This is a genomic window from Streptomyces sp. NPDC048337, from assembly GCF_043201175.1.
GTDB lineage: Bacteria > Actinomycetota > Actinomycetes > Streptomycetales > Streptomycetaceae > Streptomyces.
Genome location: NZ_JBICYR010000013.1, coordinates 43,860 through 60,756, shown reverse-complemented (window position 1 = coordinate 60,756; position 16,897 = coordinate 43,860). Strand labels below are relative to the sequence as shown.

Annotated in this window: 13 protein-coding genes and 1 pseudogene; 9 read left to right on the top strand and 5 right to left on the bottom strand. The window is 71.4% G+C overall.

Annotated elements, in window-relative coordinates; genetic code table 11:
- Positions 1–15 precede the first annotated feature (15 nt).
- Positions 16–618 (top strand): TetR/AcrR family transcriptional regulator, encoded by a 603-nt coding sequence (locus tag ACGFYU_RS21540; protein ID WP_393828901.1) that lies wholly within the window; start codon positions 16–18, stop codon positions 616–618.
- Positions 619–647: 29 nt separating this feature from the next.
- Here ACGFYU_RS21540 and ACGFYU_RS21535 read toward each other — a convergent pair whose 3' ends face one another.
- Positions 648–1,139 (bottom strand): GNAT family N-acetyltransferase, encoded by a 492-nt coding sequence (locus ACGFYU_RS21535; protein ID WP_393828900.1) that lies wholly within the window; start codon positions 1,137–1,139, stop codon positions 648–650.
- Positions 1,140–1,177: 38 nt separating this feature from the next.
- Between ACGFYU_RS21535 and ACGFYU_RS21530 the strand changes: the two genes are divergently transcribed.
- The gene (locus tag ACGFYU_RS21530; RefSeq protein ID WP_393828899.1) at positions 1,178–1,981 is read left to right on the top strand and encodes an exodeoxyribonuclease III; all 804 of its coding nucleotides are present in this window, start codon (positions 1,178–1,180) and stop codon (positions 1,979–1,981) included.
- On the opposite strand, the gene ACGFYU_RS21525 is transcribed toward ACGFYU_RS21530, so the two are convergent.
- Together ACGFYU_RS21525 and ACGFYU_RS21520 are read right to left on the bottom strand one after the other, a co-directional pair.
- Positions 1,963–2,700: a MerR family transcriptional regulator gene (locus ACGFYU_RS21525; protein ID WP_393829028.1), complete on the bottom strand. Its 738-nt coding sequence runs from the start codon at positions 2,698–2,700 to the stop codon at positions 1,963–1,965. The two genes, ACGFYU_RS21530 and ACGFYU_RS21525, sit on opposite strands and share 19 nt — an antisense overlap.
- A 444-nt stretch (positions 2,701–3,144) precedes the next feature.
- Positions 3,145–3,384, bottom strand: a pseudogene (locus ACGFYU_RS21520) (zinc ribbon domain-containing protein); the annotation flags it as partial.
- A 1,539-nt stretch (positions 3,385–4,923) separates the two neighbouring features.
- On the opposite strand from ACGFYU_RS21520, the gene ACGFYU_RS21515 reads away from it, so the two are divergent.
- From ACGFYU_RS21515 to ACGFYU_RS21500, 4 genes are all read left to right on the top strand, one after another.
- On the top strand, positions 4,924–6,600 hold the full coding sequence (locus ACGFYU_RS21515; RefSeq protein WP_393828898.1) for a flavin-containing monooxygenase: 1,677 nt from the start codon (positions 4,924–4,926) through the stop codon (positions 6,598–6,600).
- On the top strand, positions 6,597–7,517 hold the full coding sequence (locus ACGFYU_RS21510) for an alpha/beta fold hydrolase (RefSeq protein WP_393828897.1): 921 nt from the start codon (positions 6,597–6,599) through the stop codon (positions 7,515–7,517). Before ACGFYU_RS21515 ends, ACGFYU_RS21510 begins: the two co-directional genes overlap by 4 nt.
- Positions 7,514–8,425, top strand: coding sequence for an SDR family oxidoreductase (locus tag ACGFYU_RS21505; protein WP_393828896.1), 912 nt, complete (start codon positions 7,514–7,516; stop codon positions 8,423–8,425). Before ACGFYU_RS21510 ends, ACGFYU_RS21505 begins: the two co-directional genes overlap by 4 nt.
- Positions 8,426–8,501: 76 nt before the next feature.
- On the top strand, positions 8,502–8,693 hold the full coding sequence (locus ACGFYU_RS21500; RefSeq protein ID WP_393828895.1) for a hypothetical protein: 192 nt from the start codon (positions 8,502–8,504) through the stop codon (positions 8,691–8,693).
- 63 nt (positions 8,694–8,756) lie between these two features.
- Here the strand turns inward: ACGFYU_RS21500 and ACGFYU_RS21495 are convergent, their stop codons facing one another.
- Positions 8,757–12,020 carry a S41 family peptidase gene (locus tag ACGFYU_RS21495; RefSeq protein WP_393828894.1) on the bottom strand — a complete coding sequence of 1,088 codons (3,264 nt, stop codon included), beginning with the start codon at positions 12,018–12,020 and terminating at the stop codon, positions 8,757–8,759.
- 168 nt (positions 12,021–12,188) lie between these two features.
- Between ACGFYU_RS21495 and ACGFYU_RS21490 the strand changes: the two genes are divergently transcribed.
- Entirely contained in the window at positions 12,189–12,779 is a 591-nt protein-coding gene (locus tag ACGFYU_RS21490) for a TetR/AcrR family transcriptional regulator (protein WP_385178071.1), read from the top strand.
- Positions 12,780–12,898: 119 nt separating this feature from the next.
- Positions 12,899–15,097 carry an MMPL family transporter gene (locus tag ACGFYU_RS21485; protein ID WP_393828893.1) on the top strand — a complete coding sequence of 733 codons (2,199 nt, stop codon included), beginning with the start codon at positions 12,899–12,901 and terminating at the stop codon, positions 15,095–15,097.
- A 123-nt stretch (positions 15,098–15,220) separates the two neighbouring features.
- On the opposite strand, the gene ACGFYU_RS21480 is transcribed toward ACGFYU_RS21485, so the two are convergent.
- A complete protein-coding gene (locus ACGFYU_RS21480; protein ID WP_393828892.1) occupies positions 15,221–15,643 on the bottom strand; it encodes an SsgA family sporulation/cell division regulator in 423 nt (140 codons plus the stop codon).
- Between the two features lie 187 nt (positions 15,644–15,830).
- Between ACGFYU_RS21480 and ACGFYU_RS21475 the strand changes: the two genes are divergently transcribed.
- On the top strand, positions 15,831–16,883 hold the full coding sequence (locus tag ACGFYU_RS21475; RefSeq protein WP_393828891.1) for an energy-coupling factor ABC transporter permease: 1,053 nt from the start codon (positions 15,831–15,833) through the stop codon (positions 16,881–16,883).
- Positions 16,884–16,897: the final 14 nt, after the last annotated feature.

Below are 16,897 nucleotides of genomic sequence, written 5' to 3'. Positions count from 1 at the left end.
CCGTATGATGGGTCAATGGAGCCTTCCAAGCAACCCCCCGGCCGCCCGCGGGACAGCCGCGTCGACGACGCGATCCGTGACGCGGTACGCGAGTTGGTGCCCGAGGTGGGGTACGCCGCGCTGACCATGGACGCCGTGGCCGCCAAGGCACGCGTGGGCAAGGCGGCCATCTACCGCCGCCACGCCTCCCGCGGCGAACTGGTCTTCTCCGCGCTCGTGCACGGGAGGCAGCCGCAGCCGCTGGCCGACACCGGAACGCTCCTCGGGGACCTCACCGCCCTCGCCCGGCTCGTCCTCGGGATCTTCTCCGACCCCGTCGTCCTCGCCGCGACCCCCGGCCTGCTCGCCGATCTGAAGCAGCAGCCCGACATCGCCGCGCGCTTCCAGGACACCTTCATCGCCGGCGAGCGCGCCCAGGTGACGGCGCTCCTGGAGCGGGCCCTCGCGCGCGGCGAACTGACCGCGCTGCCGGACCCGGCAATGGTCCACGCGGCCGTACTCGGCACCGTCTTCGCCTGGGTGTTCCTCCTGGCCCAGCCCCCCGGCCCGGCCCTCGCGCCGCGGATCGCCGCGATGGTGCTGGCGGGGATCGCGGAATGGGCCCACGACGACCACTGACCCTGCCGGGCGGGGTGCGCCGGCCCGCGCTAGCGGAGCGGCTTGGCCATGCAGCGGCTGGAGTCGTAGAAGCGGTAGTGGCCGAACTTGGCCGACATCGTGTAGCCCGAGGACAGGTAGAGGGCGATCGCCTCCGGCTGCTGGTCGCCCGTTTCGAGGACCATCCGGGTGCGGCCGGCCTCGCGGGCGTCCGATTCCAGGGCCGCCAGGATCCGGCGGGCCAGGCCCAGGCCGCGGGCCTCCGGGATCACGTACATGCGCTTCAGCTCGGCGTCGCCGTCCGAGTAGCCCTCTTCGTTCTCCTCCTGGCTGCGCCAGCCGCCACTCGCGACCGGGGAGTCCGCGGCGTCGTACGCCAGCAGATACAGGCCCCGCGGCGGGGCGAACATGTCGGGGTCCAGGAAGGTGACGTCCCCCTCACCGTCGTACCGCGCCTGGTACTCCAGCTGGACCTGATCGTTGAGCTTGACCGCGTCCGGGTGGTCGTACGGCACGGGGCGGAGGTTTATACCGTGAGACATCCGATTAGCTTACGGAACCGTCCGGCTATGGTGCTGGGATGCTCACCGTGACCTCCGTGAATGTGAATGGGATCCGCGCCGCCGCCAAGAAGGGCTTCGTGGAGTGGCTCGCCGGATCCGACGCCGACGTCGTCTGCCTGCAGGAGGTGCGGGCCGAGGAGGGGCAGATTCCGGCAGAGGCGCGGAGTCCCGAGGGCTGGCACACCGTGTTCGCGCCGGCCGCCGCCAAGGGCCGGGCCGGGGTCGCGCTGTACACGCGGCGGGAGCCCGAGCGGGTGCGGGTCGGATTCGGGAGTGACGAGTTCGACACGAGCGGGCGGTACATCGAGATCGACCTGCCCGGGGTGACCGTCGCCAGCCTCTACCTGCCCTCCGGCGAGGCCGGGACCGAGAAGCAGGACGAGAAGTACCGGTTCATGGGGGAGTTCCTCACCTACCTCCAGGAGCTGAAGGTGCGGGCCGCCGCCGACGGGCGCGAGGTCGTGGTCTGCGGTGACTGGAACATCTGCCACCGGGAAGCCGACCTCAAGAACTGGAAGACCAACCGGAAGAACGCCGGCTTCCTGCCCGAGGAGCGGGAGTGGCTCGGGAGTGTGTACGCCGACGCCGGGTACGTCGATGTCGTGCGCGCGCTGCACCCCGACACCGAGGGGCCGTACTCCTGGTGGTCCTACCGCGGGCGGGCCTTCGACAACGACGCCGGCTGGCGGATCGACCTCCAGGTGGCGACCCCGGGGCTGGCCGCGAAGGCCGTGAAGGCGTTCGTCGAGCGGGCCGAGACGCACCCCGAGCGCTGGTCCGACCACGCGCCCGTGACCGTCGTCTACGAGCTGGGTTCCTGAGCGGGGGACGCGGCCAGCAGGCGGTCCATCGCCATGGTCAGCTCGGCCTCGACCACGCTCTTCGCCAGCGGGCGCAGGCGCGGGAGGGCGTCCGGCGAGATGTGGGTCGATATCAGCTCGGTGAAGAGGGCCGCCATCGCGTCCGCGTGCTCGCGGACGCGCAGGCCCGTCTCCAGGACGGCCGCGAGCGGAACGCCCTCGCGCACCAGCGCCGAGGAGACGTCCAGGAGGCGGCGGCTGACGTGGACGATCGTGTCGCCGTCGACCGCGAGGTAGCCGAGGTCGAGCGCGGCCGCCAGGTTCTCCGGGGTGACCTCGCCCTCGAAGTAGTCGGCCAGGGCTTCCGGCGTCAGTCGTACGGGGGTCTCCTCGGAGCAGCCGATGCCCAGGAGCTCGCCGAGCTGGCTCACGTCGCGGCCGCTCTCGAAGGCGGCGGTCAGCTCCGCGATGCCGCCGAGGGTGTGGCCGCGCTCCAGCAGGGCGGCGATGGTGCGCAGCCGGGCCAGGTGGTGGTCGTCGTACCAGGCGATGCGGCCCTCGCGGCGCGGCGGCGGGAGCAGTTTGCGCTCGCGGTAGAAGCGCAGGGTGCGGACCGGGATGCCGGCTGCCTCGGCCAGTTCCTCCGTGCGGTACTCGCGCACTGCCTTCGCTTCTTCCGTCTCTTCCTTCGCCACAGACGCAGCGTCTCTGATCAGCTTAGTGGTCCCGTGTCGGAGCATTGTTTCCGGCGATGGGATTTCCCACTGTGGAGGAGAAGCGTGGGCGTGCAGGTGGAAACCCGCGCCCAGTGCTGTTCCTCGTGGCCGGTGTCGGCTGGTGGTGGGCGTGCTGATCGTCGTCACGCCCTGGTGCCGGTGAGCTGCGCGGGGCAGTCGACTCCGGTCCGTGTGAGCGTGTCCCTCCGGACGCTTTCCCACCCGGCTTAAGGGCCTGGCAGGGGAGGGTGTCCGGCGTCGCCTGGGCGTCGGACGTGTTGACTTGTGCCGGGTGGGTCCGGTCTTGGACCGGTCCCGGCTGGTCTTCGGCGCGGTCGGTGTGACGACCGCGCCCGCTTCGAGTGTGTCCACAACCGTACGGATGGCCATTGCGCCAGTGGCTCGGTCGGCGACGGTCTTCGTCTGGTGGGCCAGGCCGCGTGCTGCGATGCGCTGCCAGGCGCCCTGATCGCGGTCGCCTTGCCAGGGGCAGGTGGGGCAGATGGCCCATTTCCAGCCTGGTGTGGTGGGCCGGTCGGGGGCTTTGCGGTGCCGTAGCGGGGTGAGGCACCGCGGACAGTGTCTGGAGGTGTTGCGTGCCGGGACGGTGACGACGGCGATACCCGTCTCCGCGGCAACATGCCGCATCCGCTCCACGATCTGCCCGCGTACCTGCTGGGAGAGCCGGCTGTTGACGGTGCGGCCCATACCGCGGGCTTCCATCGAGCGGAGGTCCTCGACAAAGATGACGCTCGCCCCCGCGGCGATGGCCTGATCGACTGCCCACCTGGCGGCGGCCTGGGCCAATGCGTCATTGAGGTTCGACCGGCGCGCGGACACGTAACCGATCTCGTCACTCAGGATCGTGTGCTTGGCGGCCAAGGCATGCTGTTCGTCTCCGGCCGTGAGCCGCTGGTAGCGGACCGCCTTGGCGTGCAAATATTCGCCCTGCCGTCGCAGCCGGTGCTGCTTGGCGAGAACCCCGGCCGTCCTGAACATGCCTCCGGACCCGAGGGCGGTGATCCGCCCGTCGTCGTGCAGCCGGGCCCCGCCCGCGCTGAGCAGGGTGTTCAGGCCCCAGTCCACCCCGAGCGCGACCGTGTGCCCGCTGGGGGTCGTCTTTGGCACCGGGTGGGTGTAGGCGAGATCGGCGCGGACGCGGCCCTGGTGCGGGCGGAGGCTGGGCAGGTGCAACACCGCGCCCGCCGGGACCGTCGGAGGCAGTGCGATGAGGCAGGTCACCCACGTCCAATCCCGGTATGACCGCGGGTCGGCCCGGGTGGGGAGCTGCAAACGCAACAGTGCACGGCCCGGCTCGGTCTCTTGACGTTCGATGGTGGTCTGCTGCCCGTCGCACGCCGACAGCAGCAGTAGCCGCGCGGCTCTGGGCGCGGCCTCCATCTCGAACAGATCGGCGGGCATCCGGTCGTGTTTCTTGGCGAACGCGGCGATCTGCCGAGTGCGGGAGTTGATGACGCTGGACGCAAGGTGCTGTCCGCCCGGCACCGCCGCACGCACCGAGTCCCACTCCCCGGGCGTGCGCCTGCCGGGATCAGCAGGCCAGGACGCGAGCACCCCGACGGTCAGGTCTGCGCGCCAGATCGCAGACCGCAGCAAGCGTCCGGCCTGCTCCTGCGCCATGCGAACGATCCGGTCATTGACCCGAATATCGTCCGGCGGCGCGACGCTCCAGCCAAGACGACGCAGAGCCATCCACGCGTTCGACGGCAGCTTCCTGCCCCCGCGGTCCTCCCCGGAGGCCAGCACACCCACATGGGCGGCGTTCCAGCGCTCGACCAGCAGCTCGGCGACCATGGTGGCCACCAGATCGGCACACCAACCGACCCGCTCCGCCAGCACGGAGACCGCCAGCAGCTCACCGGTCTTCTCGTCCACCCCGCTCCGCAACAGACCGCGGGCACAAGCAGTCCGGGTGGTCTGGCCCACGGCTAGCGACACCTTGCGACTCAACGCTCACCTCCGCTGTCAGTGGTGTCATCCGATCAACGACACCGCGCGTAAAAGGTCACCTATTCGATCCACGAATGAGCATGTGGTGTCTGCGCAGGAGGCACTTCAGGACGACCCGCCAGGCGAACACGTTGGAGCTGCGTGAGCCTATGGTGCGTCCGGCAGTAACTTTCCGGGCGCGACCCCTACCCATGAGTACGGGGCTGCTCTACCCTCCCGATTGTGCCAGTGATTGCTGGCAGTGTTTATCTGGGTCTGAGGCGGAAGGCGGCGGGCATGGGTGGCAGTGACACACGGCGCGAGCACGTACGTGTGGCGGTGATCGGGTCCGGGTTCGGCGGGCTCGGCGCGGCCGTGCGGCTGCGGCGCGAGGGGATCACGGACTTCGTCGTGCTGGAGCGTGCCGACGCGGTCGGCGGGACCTGGCGCGACAACAGCTATCCGGGATGCGCGTGCGACGTTCCCTCGCACCTGTATTCGTTCTCGTTCGCGCCCAATCCCGACTGGCCCCGGACCTTCTCGGGCCAGCCGGCCATCCGTGCCTACCTGGAGCACGTCGCCGACACCTTCGGGCTGCGCCGCCACATCCGGCTCGACTCCGAGGTCCGGATGATGCGCTGGGACGCGGACGGGCTGCGCTGGGAGATCGAGACCTCCTCCGGCGAGCTGACCGCCGATGTGGTGGTGTCGGCTACCGGGCCGCTGTCCGACCCGAAGATGCCGGAGGTCCCGGGGCTGTCCGGGTTCCCCGGCAAGGTCTTCCACTCCGCGCGCTGGGACCACGCCTACGACCTGCGCGGCAAGCGCGTCGCCATGATCGGCACCGGCGCCTCCGCCATCCAGATCGTGCCCTCCATCGCCCCCGAGGTGGAGCGCCTGGCGCTCTTCCAGCGGACCCCGCCGTGGGTCCTGCCGCGCTCCGACCGGGCGATCAGCTCCGTCGAGCGGTGGCTGCACCGCCAGCTGCCCTTCACCCAGGCGGCGCGGCGCGGGATGCTGTGGGGGATCCGGGAGCTCCAGGTCAGCGCCTTCTGCAAGCGGCCGAACCAGCTCGGGCTGATCGAGTCCCTGGCCAAGGCCAACATGGCGCGCTCCATCAAGGACCCGGCGCTGCGGGCCAAGCTGACGCCCTCGTACCGGATCGGCTGCAAGCGGATCCTGCTGTCGAGCGAGTACTACCCGGCCCTGGCCCGGCCGAATGTGGATCTGGTCGCCTCCGGGCTGAAGGAGATCCGGGGCTCGGTGCTGGTCGCCGCCGACGGGACGGAGACGGAGGTCGACGCGATCATCTTCGGCACCGGTTTCCACGTCACGGACATGCCGATCGCCGACCGGGTGGTGGGCGCGGAGGGCAAGACGCTCGCGGACGCGTGGAAGGACGGGATGCAGGCGCTGCGCGGGGCCACCGCCGCCGGTTTCCCCAACTGGATGACGATCATCGGTCCGAACACCGGGCTCGGGAACAGCTCGATGATCCTGATGGTCGAGTCGCAGCTGAACTACATGGCGGACTATCTGCGGCAGTTGGGGATGTTGGGCGGGAAGGTCGCGCTGGCAGCGCGGCCTTCCGCCGTCAACCAGTGGAACCGGCAGGTGCAGGCCCGGATGGAGCGGACCGTGTGGAACACGGGGGGCTGCACGAGCTGGTACCTGGACGCGCAGGGGCGCAACACGACCGTCTGGCCGGGGACCACGGGGGAGTTCCGCCGGGAGACGCGGACCGTGGACCTTGCCGAGTACGAGGTCGTACGGGTGCCGAGCCGCGAGCGGGTCCCGGCCGTCGTGGGGTCCGGCGCGGCGCCGTTGCGGGGGGCGCTGCCCCCGGACCCCCGCGCCTCGAACGCCGGCGAGGCTGGAGTGGCGCGGCCCGCTGCGCAGGTGCAGGCCAAGGCCCGGAAGGCGCAGGCGCAAGCCGAGGCGCAGGCGCAGGCTCGGTCGGAGGGCGCCGCATGAGTCGCGTGGCGCACGTGACCGAGGGGCGGTACGCGCCGCCCGTCCCGCGGCGGGAGTTCGTGGCCGTTTCCGCCGACGGTGCGCGGCTGCACGTCGAGGTGCACGGCGAGGACGGGGCGCCGGCCGTCGTGCTGGCGCACGGGTGGACCTGTTCCACCGCCTTCTGGGCGGCCCAGATACGGGACCTGGCCAAGGACCACCGGGTCATCGCCTACGACCAGCGCGGGCACGGCCGCAGCCCCGCCGGCCCCGCGCACAGTACGACCGCCCTCGCCGACGACCTCGTGGCCGTCCTCGGCGCCGCGCTCGCCCCCGCGGAGCGGGCGGTCGTCGCCGGGCACTCCATGGGCGGCATGACGATCATGGCGGCCTCCGGCCGGCCGGAGTTCGCCGAGCACGCCGCCGCCGCGCTGCTGTGCAGCACCGGCAGCGCCCGGCTGGTCGCGGAGGCGCAGGTGCTGCCGCTGCGCCCCGGCCGCGCGCGGACCCGTATCACCGGCGCGGTCCTCGGCTCCCGCGCCCCGCTCGGGCCGGTCACGCCCGTCGCCAGGAAAGTCCTGAAGTACGCCACCATGGGGCCCGGCTCCGCGCCCGACAAGGTCGAGGCCTGCGCCCGTATCGTGCACGCCTGCCCCACGGGCGTACGGCACGCCTGGTCCCAGGTGCTGGCCGGGCTGGACCTGGACGCCGACGTGGCCCGGCTGACCGTGCCCACCGCCGTCATCGGCGGCAAGGACGACCGGCTCACGCCCGTCGTGCACGCCCGGGGGCTCGCGGCCGCGCTCCCCAACTGCGTGGGGCTCACCGAGCTCACCGGCATGGGGCACATGACGCCGATCGAGGCCCCGGAGGCCGTGACCAAGGCCGTGCGCGAGCTGACCATGCTGTACCTCGACCAGAAGGAGAAGACGTCGTGAGCGCTCGCAGCAGTCTGGAAGGCCAGGTCGCCGTCGTCACCGGCGCCGCCCGCGGGGTCGGCGAGCTGCTCGCCCGCAAACTCGCCGCGCGCGGCGCGAAGATCGCGCTCGTCGGCCTGGAGCCGGAGGCCCTCAAGGAGGTCTCCGAGCGGCTGCACACCGACAGCGGCCACTGGTACGCCGACGTCACCGACCACGAGGCCATGGCCCGCGTCGCGCAGGAGGTCAAGCAGCACTTCGGCAAGGTCGACATCGTCGTCGCCAACGCGGGCGTGGCCGCCGGCGGGCCCTTCGTCGACTCCGACCCCGACGCCTGGCGCCGGGTGATCGAGGTCAACCTCATCGGCGGCGCCGTCACCGCCCGCGCCTTCCTCCCCGTCCTGATGGAGAGCCGCGGCTACTTCCTCCAGATCGCCTCGCTCGCCGCGATCACCCCGGCGCCGATGATGACCGCGTACTGCGCCTCCAAGTCCGGCGTCGAGGCCTTCGCCCACTGCCTGCGCGCCGAGGTCGGCTACAAGGGCGTCAAGGTCGGCGTCGGCTACCTCTCCTGGACCGACACCGACATGGTGCGCGGCGCCGACCAGGACGAGGTCATGCGGGAGCTGCGCCAGCGGCTGCCGTGGCCCTCGAACCGCACCTACCCGCTGGGGCCGGCCGTCGACCGGATCGTGGCGGGCATCGAGCGGCGCTCGGCGCACGTGTACGCGCAGTGGTGGCTGCGGGGGATGCAGGGCGCGCGCGGTTACCTGCCCGGGATCATCGCGACCGTCGGACAGCGGGAGATGAAGCGGTTCGAACCGCGACTGTCCGGTGTTTCCAAGGGTCTTGTGGGGGCGGGCGGGGCCGCCGACGAGAAGGAGCGCACACTGGGGGCACCCCCAGCGGTAGCTGGGGGAAGTCACTGATCGAAATGCGAGCTTTGTCCGCCCGTGCAAGTCTGGTCGAGGCCCAACCACCAACACCCCTCATGGAGTGAACAGCATGGGTATCAAGGACCAGTTCCAGGACAAGGCCAACGAGCTCAAGGACAAGGCGCAGCAGGCCGCGCAGGGTGCCAAGGGCGAGGCGTCCGAGCGCGCCCGGCAGCTGAAGGAGAAGAAGGCCAAGAGCCCGAGCCCGCAGAAGCCGGACACGGCGCGCCAGTCGTGGGACGACGTCGACGACAACTTCTAGCGGCCCCCAGCCGCCCCGAGGGGCGCGACCGTCCGGACGGTCGCGCCCCTCGCGCATGCCCGCCTACTGCCGCGGCGGCAGCTTCGGACGGCGCCGGTCCGGTACGTCCGTGTAGCCGGGCGGCACCGCGGCCGGGTCCTGTTCCAGCAGTTCCAGCGCCAGGTACACGGCGTCGTCCAGCTGGGCGTGGCGCCCCTCCGCCCAGTCGAGCGGGCTGCGCTGGATCTCCAGGTCCGGCTCCACGCCGTGGTTCTCCACCGACCACCCGTACTCCGGGAACCAGGCGGCGTTCATCGGCACCGTGATCACCGTGCCGTCGCCCAGGGTGTGCCGGCCGGTCATGCCGACCACCCCGCCCCAGGTCCGCTGGCCGACCACCGGGCCGAGCCCCAGCAGCTTGAAGGCCGCCGTGATCATGTCCCCGTCGGAGGAGGTCGCCTCGTCGGCCAGCGCGACGATCGGACCCCGGGGCGCGTTCGAGGCGTACGAGACCGGCTGCGCGTCGCGCGTCAGGTCCCAGCCGAGGATCGAGCGGGTCAGCTTCTCCACCACCAGCTCGCTGATGTGCCCGCCCGCGTTGCCGCGTACGTCCACGATCAGCGCGGGCCGGGACATCTCCATCCGCAGGTCGCGGTTGAACTGCGCCCAGCCAGAGCCGCCCATGTCGGGGATGTGGAGGTAGCCGCAGCGGCCGCCGCTGACCTCCCGGACCACCTCGCGCCGCTTGGACACCCAGTCCTGGTAGCGCAGCGGCCGCTCGTCGATCAGCGGCACGATCGCGACCCGCCGGGCGCGGCCCTCGCCCTCCGCGGGCCGGAAGGTCAGCTCCACCGTGGTGCCCCCGGCCGCCGCGAGCAGCGGGTACGGGCCGGCCACCGGGTCCACGGGGCGCCCGTCCACGTGGGTGAGCACCGCGCCCTCCCGGATGCCGGTGCCGGCGAGCGGGGAGCGGGCCTTGGAGTCCGAGGACTCGCCGGGCAGGATCCGTTTGACCACCCATCCCTCGTCCCTGGGCACGAGGTTGGCGCCGAGCAGTCCGATCGCCCGCTGGTAGTGCGGGGGGCCTTCGTTGCGGCGCGCGGGGGAGACGTAGGCGTGCGAGGTGCCCAGTTCGCCGAGGACCTCGCGCAGCAGGTCGGCGAACTCGTCGGGGGAGGCGACCCGTTCGACCAGGGAGCGGTACTGGCGCAGCACCCCGTCCCAGTCGATGCCGCACATCTTCGGCTCCCAGAAGTACGCGCGGATGAGCCGCCCGGCCTCCTCGTAGGCCTGGCGCCACTCGGCCGCCGGGTCCACCTCGTGCAGGATGCGCCGCAGGTCCAGGTAGACGGTCGAGTCGCTGTCGCCGGACTCGGTCGCCGGGACCGCCCGCAGGTCCCCGTCGTCGTTGATGACGAGGCGGGTGCCGTCGCCGCTGACCGCGAACCAGTCCAGTCCGGAGGCCAGTTCGGTCTTGCGGGCCTTGGTGAGGTCGAAGTGCTCCAGCGTCGGCTTGCCGCTGATGTCGGCCGGGTTGGCGAAGGTCTCGCCGAGCGCGCCGGAGATCGGCCAGCGCAGCCAGACCAGCCCGCCGCCGTGCACCGGGTACAGGGCCGAGTACTTGGAGGCGGTCACGGGGAACGGCGTGACCCGGCTCTCCAGCCCCTCCACCTCCACCGTCACCGCGCCGTCGCCGTCGCCCGACTCCCCTTCCACCGGGTCGAGTCCGCCCGCCGCCGGCCGCCCCTCGGCGGACAGCGCGAAGGGCGAGGGGGTGGCAGAGGACAGCGGCACCAGGTAGGGGCGGCAGCCCAGCGGGAAGGACAGGTCGCCGGTGTGCACGTCGTAGACGGGGTCGAAACCGCGCCAGGACAGGAAGGCGAGGTAGCGTCCGTCCCGGGTGAAGACGGGGTTCTCGTCCTCGAAGCGGCCGTTGGTGACGTCCACGATGGTGCGCGCGCCCGGTCCGGAGATCCGGGCCATCTTGATCTGCCGCAGCGAGCGCCCGATACCCGGGTGGGACCAGGTCAGCCAGGACCCGTCGGGTGAGAACGCCAGGTCGGTCACCGGCCCGTTGATGGACCGGATCAGCTCGGTCACCTCTCCGTTGGAGTCCTCGGTCGCGTCGATGAGCAGCAGGCGCCCGTCGTGGGAGGCGATGGCGAGCCGCTCGCCGTCCGGATCCGACAGCAGTTCCAGTACGCGTCCCAGCTCACCGGAGGCCAGCCGGCGCGGCTCCCGTTCCCCGGAGGCACGCGGGAGGTAGGCGATCTCGATGGCGTCCTCGCCCTCGGCGTCCGTGACGTAGGCGACCTGGCCGCCGGAGCCGAGCATCTCGGGCAGCCGCACCCGTACGCCGGGGGTGTCGGCGATGGTGCGGGCCGGCCCGTCGCGGTGGGTCAGCCAGTACAGGCTGCCGCGCACGACGACCGCGCTGGCCCGCCCGGTGGTGTCCACGGAGAGCGAGTCGACGTGGCTGGCGGCCGGGACCTGGTACGTACGGCGCCCTGCGCGCGGGCCGCCGAGGCGGACCGGGAGCTTGCGCGGGACGGCTCCGGGAGCCAGGGACTCGACGAGCCAGATGTCCCCGGCGCACTGGTAGACGATCCGGGAGCCGTCGCTGGAGGCGTGCCGGGCGTAGAACTCCTCGTGGTCGGTGTGGCGGCGCAGGTCGCTGCCGTCGGGCAGGCAGGAGTAGAGGTTGCCGATGCCCTCGTGGTCGGAGAGGAAGGCGATGCGCCCGTCCACGAACATCGGGGCGTCGAGGTGACCCTCCACGTCCTTCAGCAGCCGCTCGCCGTGCAGCCAGAGCCGGCCGGTGGCGCCGCCGCGGTAGCGCTTCCAGGCGGCCGGCTCGTGCGGGGGTTTGCCGGTGAGCAGCAGGGTGCGGTGTTCGCCGTCGATGTCGGCGACCTGGATGTCGGAGACCGGTCCCCAGGGGAGGCGACCGCCGGGACTGCCGTCCGTGGGCAGCTTGTAGGCCCAGGAGTAGTACGAGAACGGCTGTCCGTGCGAGGAGACCGCCAGGATGTTGCCGTCCGGGTCCCAGCCGCAGACCCGGGTGTCGGTGGAGCCCCAGTGGCTGAGCCGGCGGGCCGGGCCGCCGTCCACGGGGGCGAGGTGGATCTCGGGATCGAGGCTGCGCCAGGTGGTGAAGGCGATGTGCCGGCCGTCGGGGGAGAAGCGGGGGTGCCCGACCCGGGTCCGGTCGACGGTGATCCGCCAGGCCCGGCCGGGGGTTTGGCCCTCGGGGACCAGCGGGGCGACCCAGAGGTCGTCCTCGGTGGCGAAGCACAGCAGGTCGTCGTGCAGGTGCGGGAACCGGAGGTACGCGACGTCGTGACTCACCCCCCAATGCTTTCCGCGCGGAGGGGGCCTGGCAACTCGTACAGGTGATCCACGCCACTCCCGTAAGCGAAACGGAACGGTTTCGTTTCGCTTGTCTCGGAGGTATGGTCTACGTGTACGGAACAGATCCGTTTCGATAAGAGGCCCGTTCGGATGGGAGGCGCGGAGATGACCGAGGCGATGTCGGCTCGGCGCAGCCGGATCACCCCCGAGCGGGAGGCCGAACTCCACGGGGCGGTCCTCGACCTGCTCCGCGAGGTCGGCTACGAGGCGCTGACCATGGACGCGGTCGCCGCCCGTACGAAGTCCAGCAAGGCCACCCTCTACCGCCAGTGGGGGAGCAAGCCGGAGCTGGTCGCGAAGGCCCTTCGATGTACGCAGCCCGTCTCGCTGCGGGAGATCGACACGGGCAGCCTGCGCGGCGACTTCGCGCGCATGGTGGAGCACTCCGACGACGCGCAGATGGCCAAGGACACCGCACTGATGCGGGGTCTGGCCCATGCCGTGCACGAGAGCCCGGAGCTCCACAAGGCCCTGCGGGACCTGCTGGTCGACCCCGAGATCACCGGCCTCCAGGTGATGCTCCAGCGTGCGGTGGACCGGGGCGAGATCCGCCCGGACTGCCCGGCGCTGGATTTCGTACCGCACATGCTCATCGGGGCGTTCATCGCGCTCCCGCTGATCGAGGACCGTCCGGTGGACCGGACCTTCCTCGGTGACTTCATCGACGCCGTGGTCTTCCCCGCCCTGGGCGTCTGATCTTCCCCGTCCCCACGGATCGCTCCTGCTGTTCTCGCTGCTCCTGACACGCCGCTCTCGTCGTCGGGCCGGCTCTTCCTGCCCTTCCATCCCACGACCTGAACGGGAGAACCACCGACGTGGCTACCTTCCTCTACCGGCTCGGCCGCGGCGCCTTCCGGCGCCGCCGCTTCGTCGCCCTCATATGGGTGGCGCTGCTGTTCGCCGCCGGCTTCGGCGCGTCGACGGCCGGCGCACCCTCCTCCGGCTCCTTCTCGATACCCGGCACGGAGGCCCAGAAGGCCTTCGACCTGCTGGAACAGCGCTTCCCCGGCATGTCCGCCGATGGCGCCACCGCCCGGATCGTCATCCAGGCCCCGGCGGGCGCCAAGGTCACCGACCCCGGCCCCAAGGCCGAGGTCGAGAAGATCGTCGAGGGACTGAAGTCAGGCCCCGGCAAGGACCAGGTCTCCTCGGTCGCCGACCCGTACCAGGCGCAGGCCGTGAGCCAGGACGGCTCCACCGCCTACATCAGCACCAAGTACAAGGTCAGCGGCATGGAGCTGACCGACGCGACCCGTGACGCGCTCAAGGACTCCGGCAAGGAGGCCAAGGCTGCGGGCCTGAACGTCCAGATCGGCGGCGACGCCCTGATGGCGGCCCCCGAGACGGGCTCCGGCGAGATCATCGGCATCGTGATCGCCGGCATCGTCCTGGTCATCACCTTCGGCTCGCTGATCGCGGCCGGCCTGCCGCTGCTGACCGCGCTGATCGGCGTGGGCATCGGCATCTCCACCATCACCGCGCTCGCCAACGTGCTGGACCTCGGCTCCACCACCTCCACCCTCGCGATGATGATCGGCCTCGCGGTCGGCATCGACTACGCCCTCTTCATCGTCTCCCGCTACCGCGCGGAGCTCGCCGAGGGCCGCGAGCGGGACGAGGCCGCGGGCCGGGCCGTCGGAACCGCCGGCTCCGCCGTCGTGTTCGCCGGTCTGACCGTGGTCATCGCCCTGGTGGGCCTGGCCGTCGTCAACATCCCCATGCTCAGCAAGATGGGCTTCGCGGCCGCGGGCACCGTGGTCATCGCGGTCCTGGTCGCCCTGACGCTGGTCCCCGCCATCCTGGGCTTCGCGGGCAAGAAGGTCCTGCCTGCCGGGCAGAAGAGCAAGCTGTTCGGCAAGGGCAAGCCCGCCCTGGAGAAGAAGGCCAACGGCGGCACCCGCTGGGCCCGCTTCGTCCTGCGCCGCCCGGTCATGGTGCTGCTGGCGGGTGTGATCGGCCTCGGCGTCATCGCCGTCCCGGCGAGCAAGCTGGAGATGGGCCTGCCGGACGACGGCGCCCAGCCGGTCTCCACCACCCAGCGCCAGGCGTACGACCTGCTGTCCGAGGGCTTCGGCCCGGGCTTCAACGGCCCGCTGATGGTGGTCGTGGACGGGGACAAGGCGCTCGCCGACTCCACCGTCGAGCGGATCAAGGGCCTGGAGGGCGTCGCGGCGGTCACCCCGCCGACCCCCAACAAGGAGGGCGACGCGTCGATCATCACGGTCATCCCGAAGGACCGGCCGTCCTCCACGCAGACCGAGGACCTGGTCCACGAGATCCGTGACGGCAGCGGCGACGACGTCCTCGTCACCGGCGCCACCGCGATGAACATCGACTTCTCGCAGAAGATGAACGACGCGCTGCTGCCCTACCTGGCACTCGTCGTCGGCCTCGCCTTCCTGCTGCTGATGCTGGTGTTCCGCTCGATCCTGGTCCCGCTCAAGGCGGCCCTCGGCTTCCTTCTCTCGGTCGTCGCCGCCCTCGGCGCCGTCGTCGCGGTCTTCCAGTGGGGCTGGCTCGGCTCGCTCTTCGGCGTGGAGCAGACCGGCCCGATCATGTCGATGATGCCGATCTTCATGGTGGGTGTCGTCTTCGGCCTGGCCATGGACTACGAGGTCTTCCTCGTGACCCGCATGCGCGAGGCGTACGTCCACGGCGAGCGCCCCGGCCAGGCCGTGGTGACCGGCTTCCAATACAGCGCCCGGGTGGTCGTGGCCGCCGCCGTCATCATGATCGCGGTGTTCTCCGGCTTCATCGGGGCCAGCGAGCAGATGGTCAAGATGATCGGCTTCGGTCTGGCCGTCGCCGTCTTCTTCGACGCCTTCGTGGTCCGGATGGCCATCGTCCCGGCGGTGCTCGCCCTGCTCGGGCACAAGGCCTGGTGGCTGCCGAAGTGGCTGGACCGGCTGCTGCCGAACGTGGACGTGGAGGGTGAGAGCCTGCGTCGGCACCTCAAGGACGCAGCGGATTCCCCGGAGGACCCGGACAAGGACCGCGAGCTGGTCAACGCCTGACCCGGCTCCGTACGCACGCGAAACGGCTCCCCCAGCTACCGCTGGGAGGTACGCCCAGGCCCCGTACCTGAACCTCAGGTACGGGGCCTCGGGGTACCTCCCAGCGGTAGCTGGGGGAGCCCGTTACGCCTGTCGGGTGGCGGTGGGGGCACCTCCAGGCCGGAGGCTGGGGGAGTGCGTACGGCGCAGGAAGCGCCGCAGGGCAGCGATGTCGAACTGGATCACGGCGACGCCCTCGGGGGAGTGGAACTCGACGACCGCCTGCACGCGGCCGCAGGGCCAGACGCGTACGTCCCCGGTCCCCGTCGGGGCCAGCAGCCCCGCCTCCAGCAGGGCCCGGGGGAAGACCCACTCGTTGTCGGTGCCTTCGGGGGTGACGTCCGCCGGGAAGACGATCCGTACGGCCAGCGGCTCGGCGGGGGCGAAGCGCAGGGCGACGGGGATCGCCCGGTAGAGGGGATCGTCCGTGATCACGCGGGCGCGCACCCGCTCCTCGACGACGGTCGCGGTCATGGTCGCTGCGGGATTCTCGGCGGGTGCTGACATCGACCTGCTCCTCAAAATCCGGTCGTTCGGAAATCGGAGTCTTTGAGTCCGTTTGTCCGTCCAGACTCGCACATTCCGACGGATCCGCGAGGTTCTATTTGTCACCCAGCCGCTCTTGCCAACAGTTCGCAATTAGGCCCTATTCTTGAACGGTTAAAGACTGCGTCATCGGAAGCGGAGCCCCTCCATGCATGTGCCCGACGGATTCGTCAACGCACCCGTCTCGGTGGCCGCCGGAGTGGCGGCCGCCGCCGCGGTCGCCGTCAGCCTCCGCGGCGCCCGCCGGGAGCTCGACGAGCGCACCGCCCCGCTCGCCGGCCTCGTCGCCGCCTTCATCTTCGCCGTGCAGATGCTCAACTTCCCCGTCGCCGCAGGCACCAGCGGACACCTGCTGGGCGGCGCCCTCGCCGCCATACTCGTCGGCCCCTACACCGGCGTGCTGTGCGTGTCCGTCGTCCTGCTCATGCAGGGCATCCTCTTCGCCGACGGCGGGCTCACCGCCCTCGGCGTGAACATCAGCGTCATGGGCGTCGTCACCGTCGTCGTCGCCTACGCGATCTTCCGCGGGCTGCTCAAGGTGCTGCCGCCCACCCGACGCTCCGTGACCGTCGCCGCCTTCGCCGGAGCGCTTCTCTCGGTGCCCGCCGCGGCCACCGCCTTCACCGGCATCTACGCCATCGGCGGCACCACCGACGTGCCCATCGGCAAGGTGTTCACCGCCATGGTCGGCGTGCACGTGCTCATCGGCATCGGCGAGGCCGCCATCACCGCCGCGACCGTGGGCGCCGTGATCGCCGTACGGCCCGACCTGGTGCACGGGGCGCGCGGGCTCGCCGCTCCGCTGAAGCTGCGCGTGGCGGGCGAGCTCGTCGACGCCCCGGCCGCGGCCGCCGCGCCGGCCCCCGTCGCCGCCCGCTCCACCCGCAAGGTGTGGGCCACCGGGCTGGTCACCGCCCTGGTCCTCGCCGGATTCGTCTCCTTCTACGCCTCCGCCAGCCCCGACGGCCTGGAGAAGGTCGCCGCCGACCAGGGCATCGACCAGAAGGTCGAGGAGCACGCGGCCGCCGGCTCCCCGCTCGCCGACTACAGCGTCAAGGACGTCGACGACGCCCGCCTCTCCGGCGGCCTCGCCGGCGTCATCGGCGTCGGCGCGACCGTCGCCGTCGGCTCCGGCATCTTCTGGACCGTGCGCCGCCGCCGTACCGACGAGCCGGCCGCGACCGTGCCGTCGACGGTCTGAGAGCCAGAGGATCC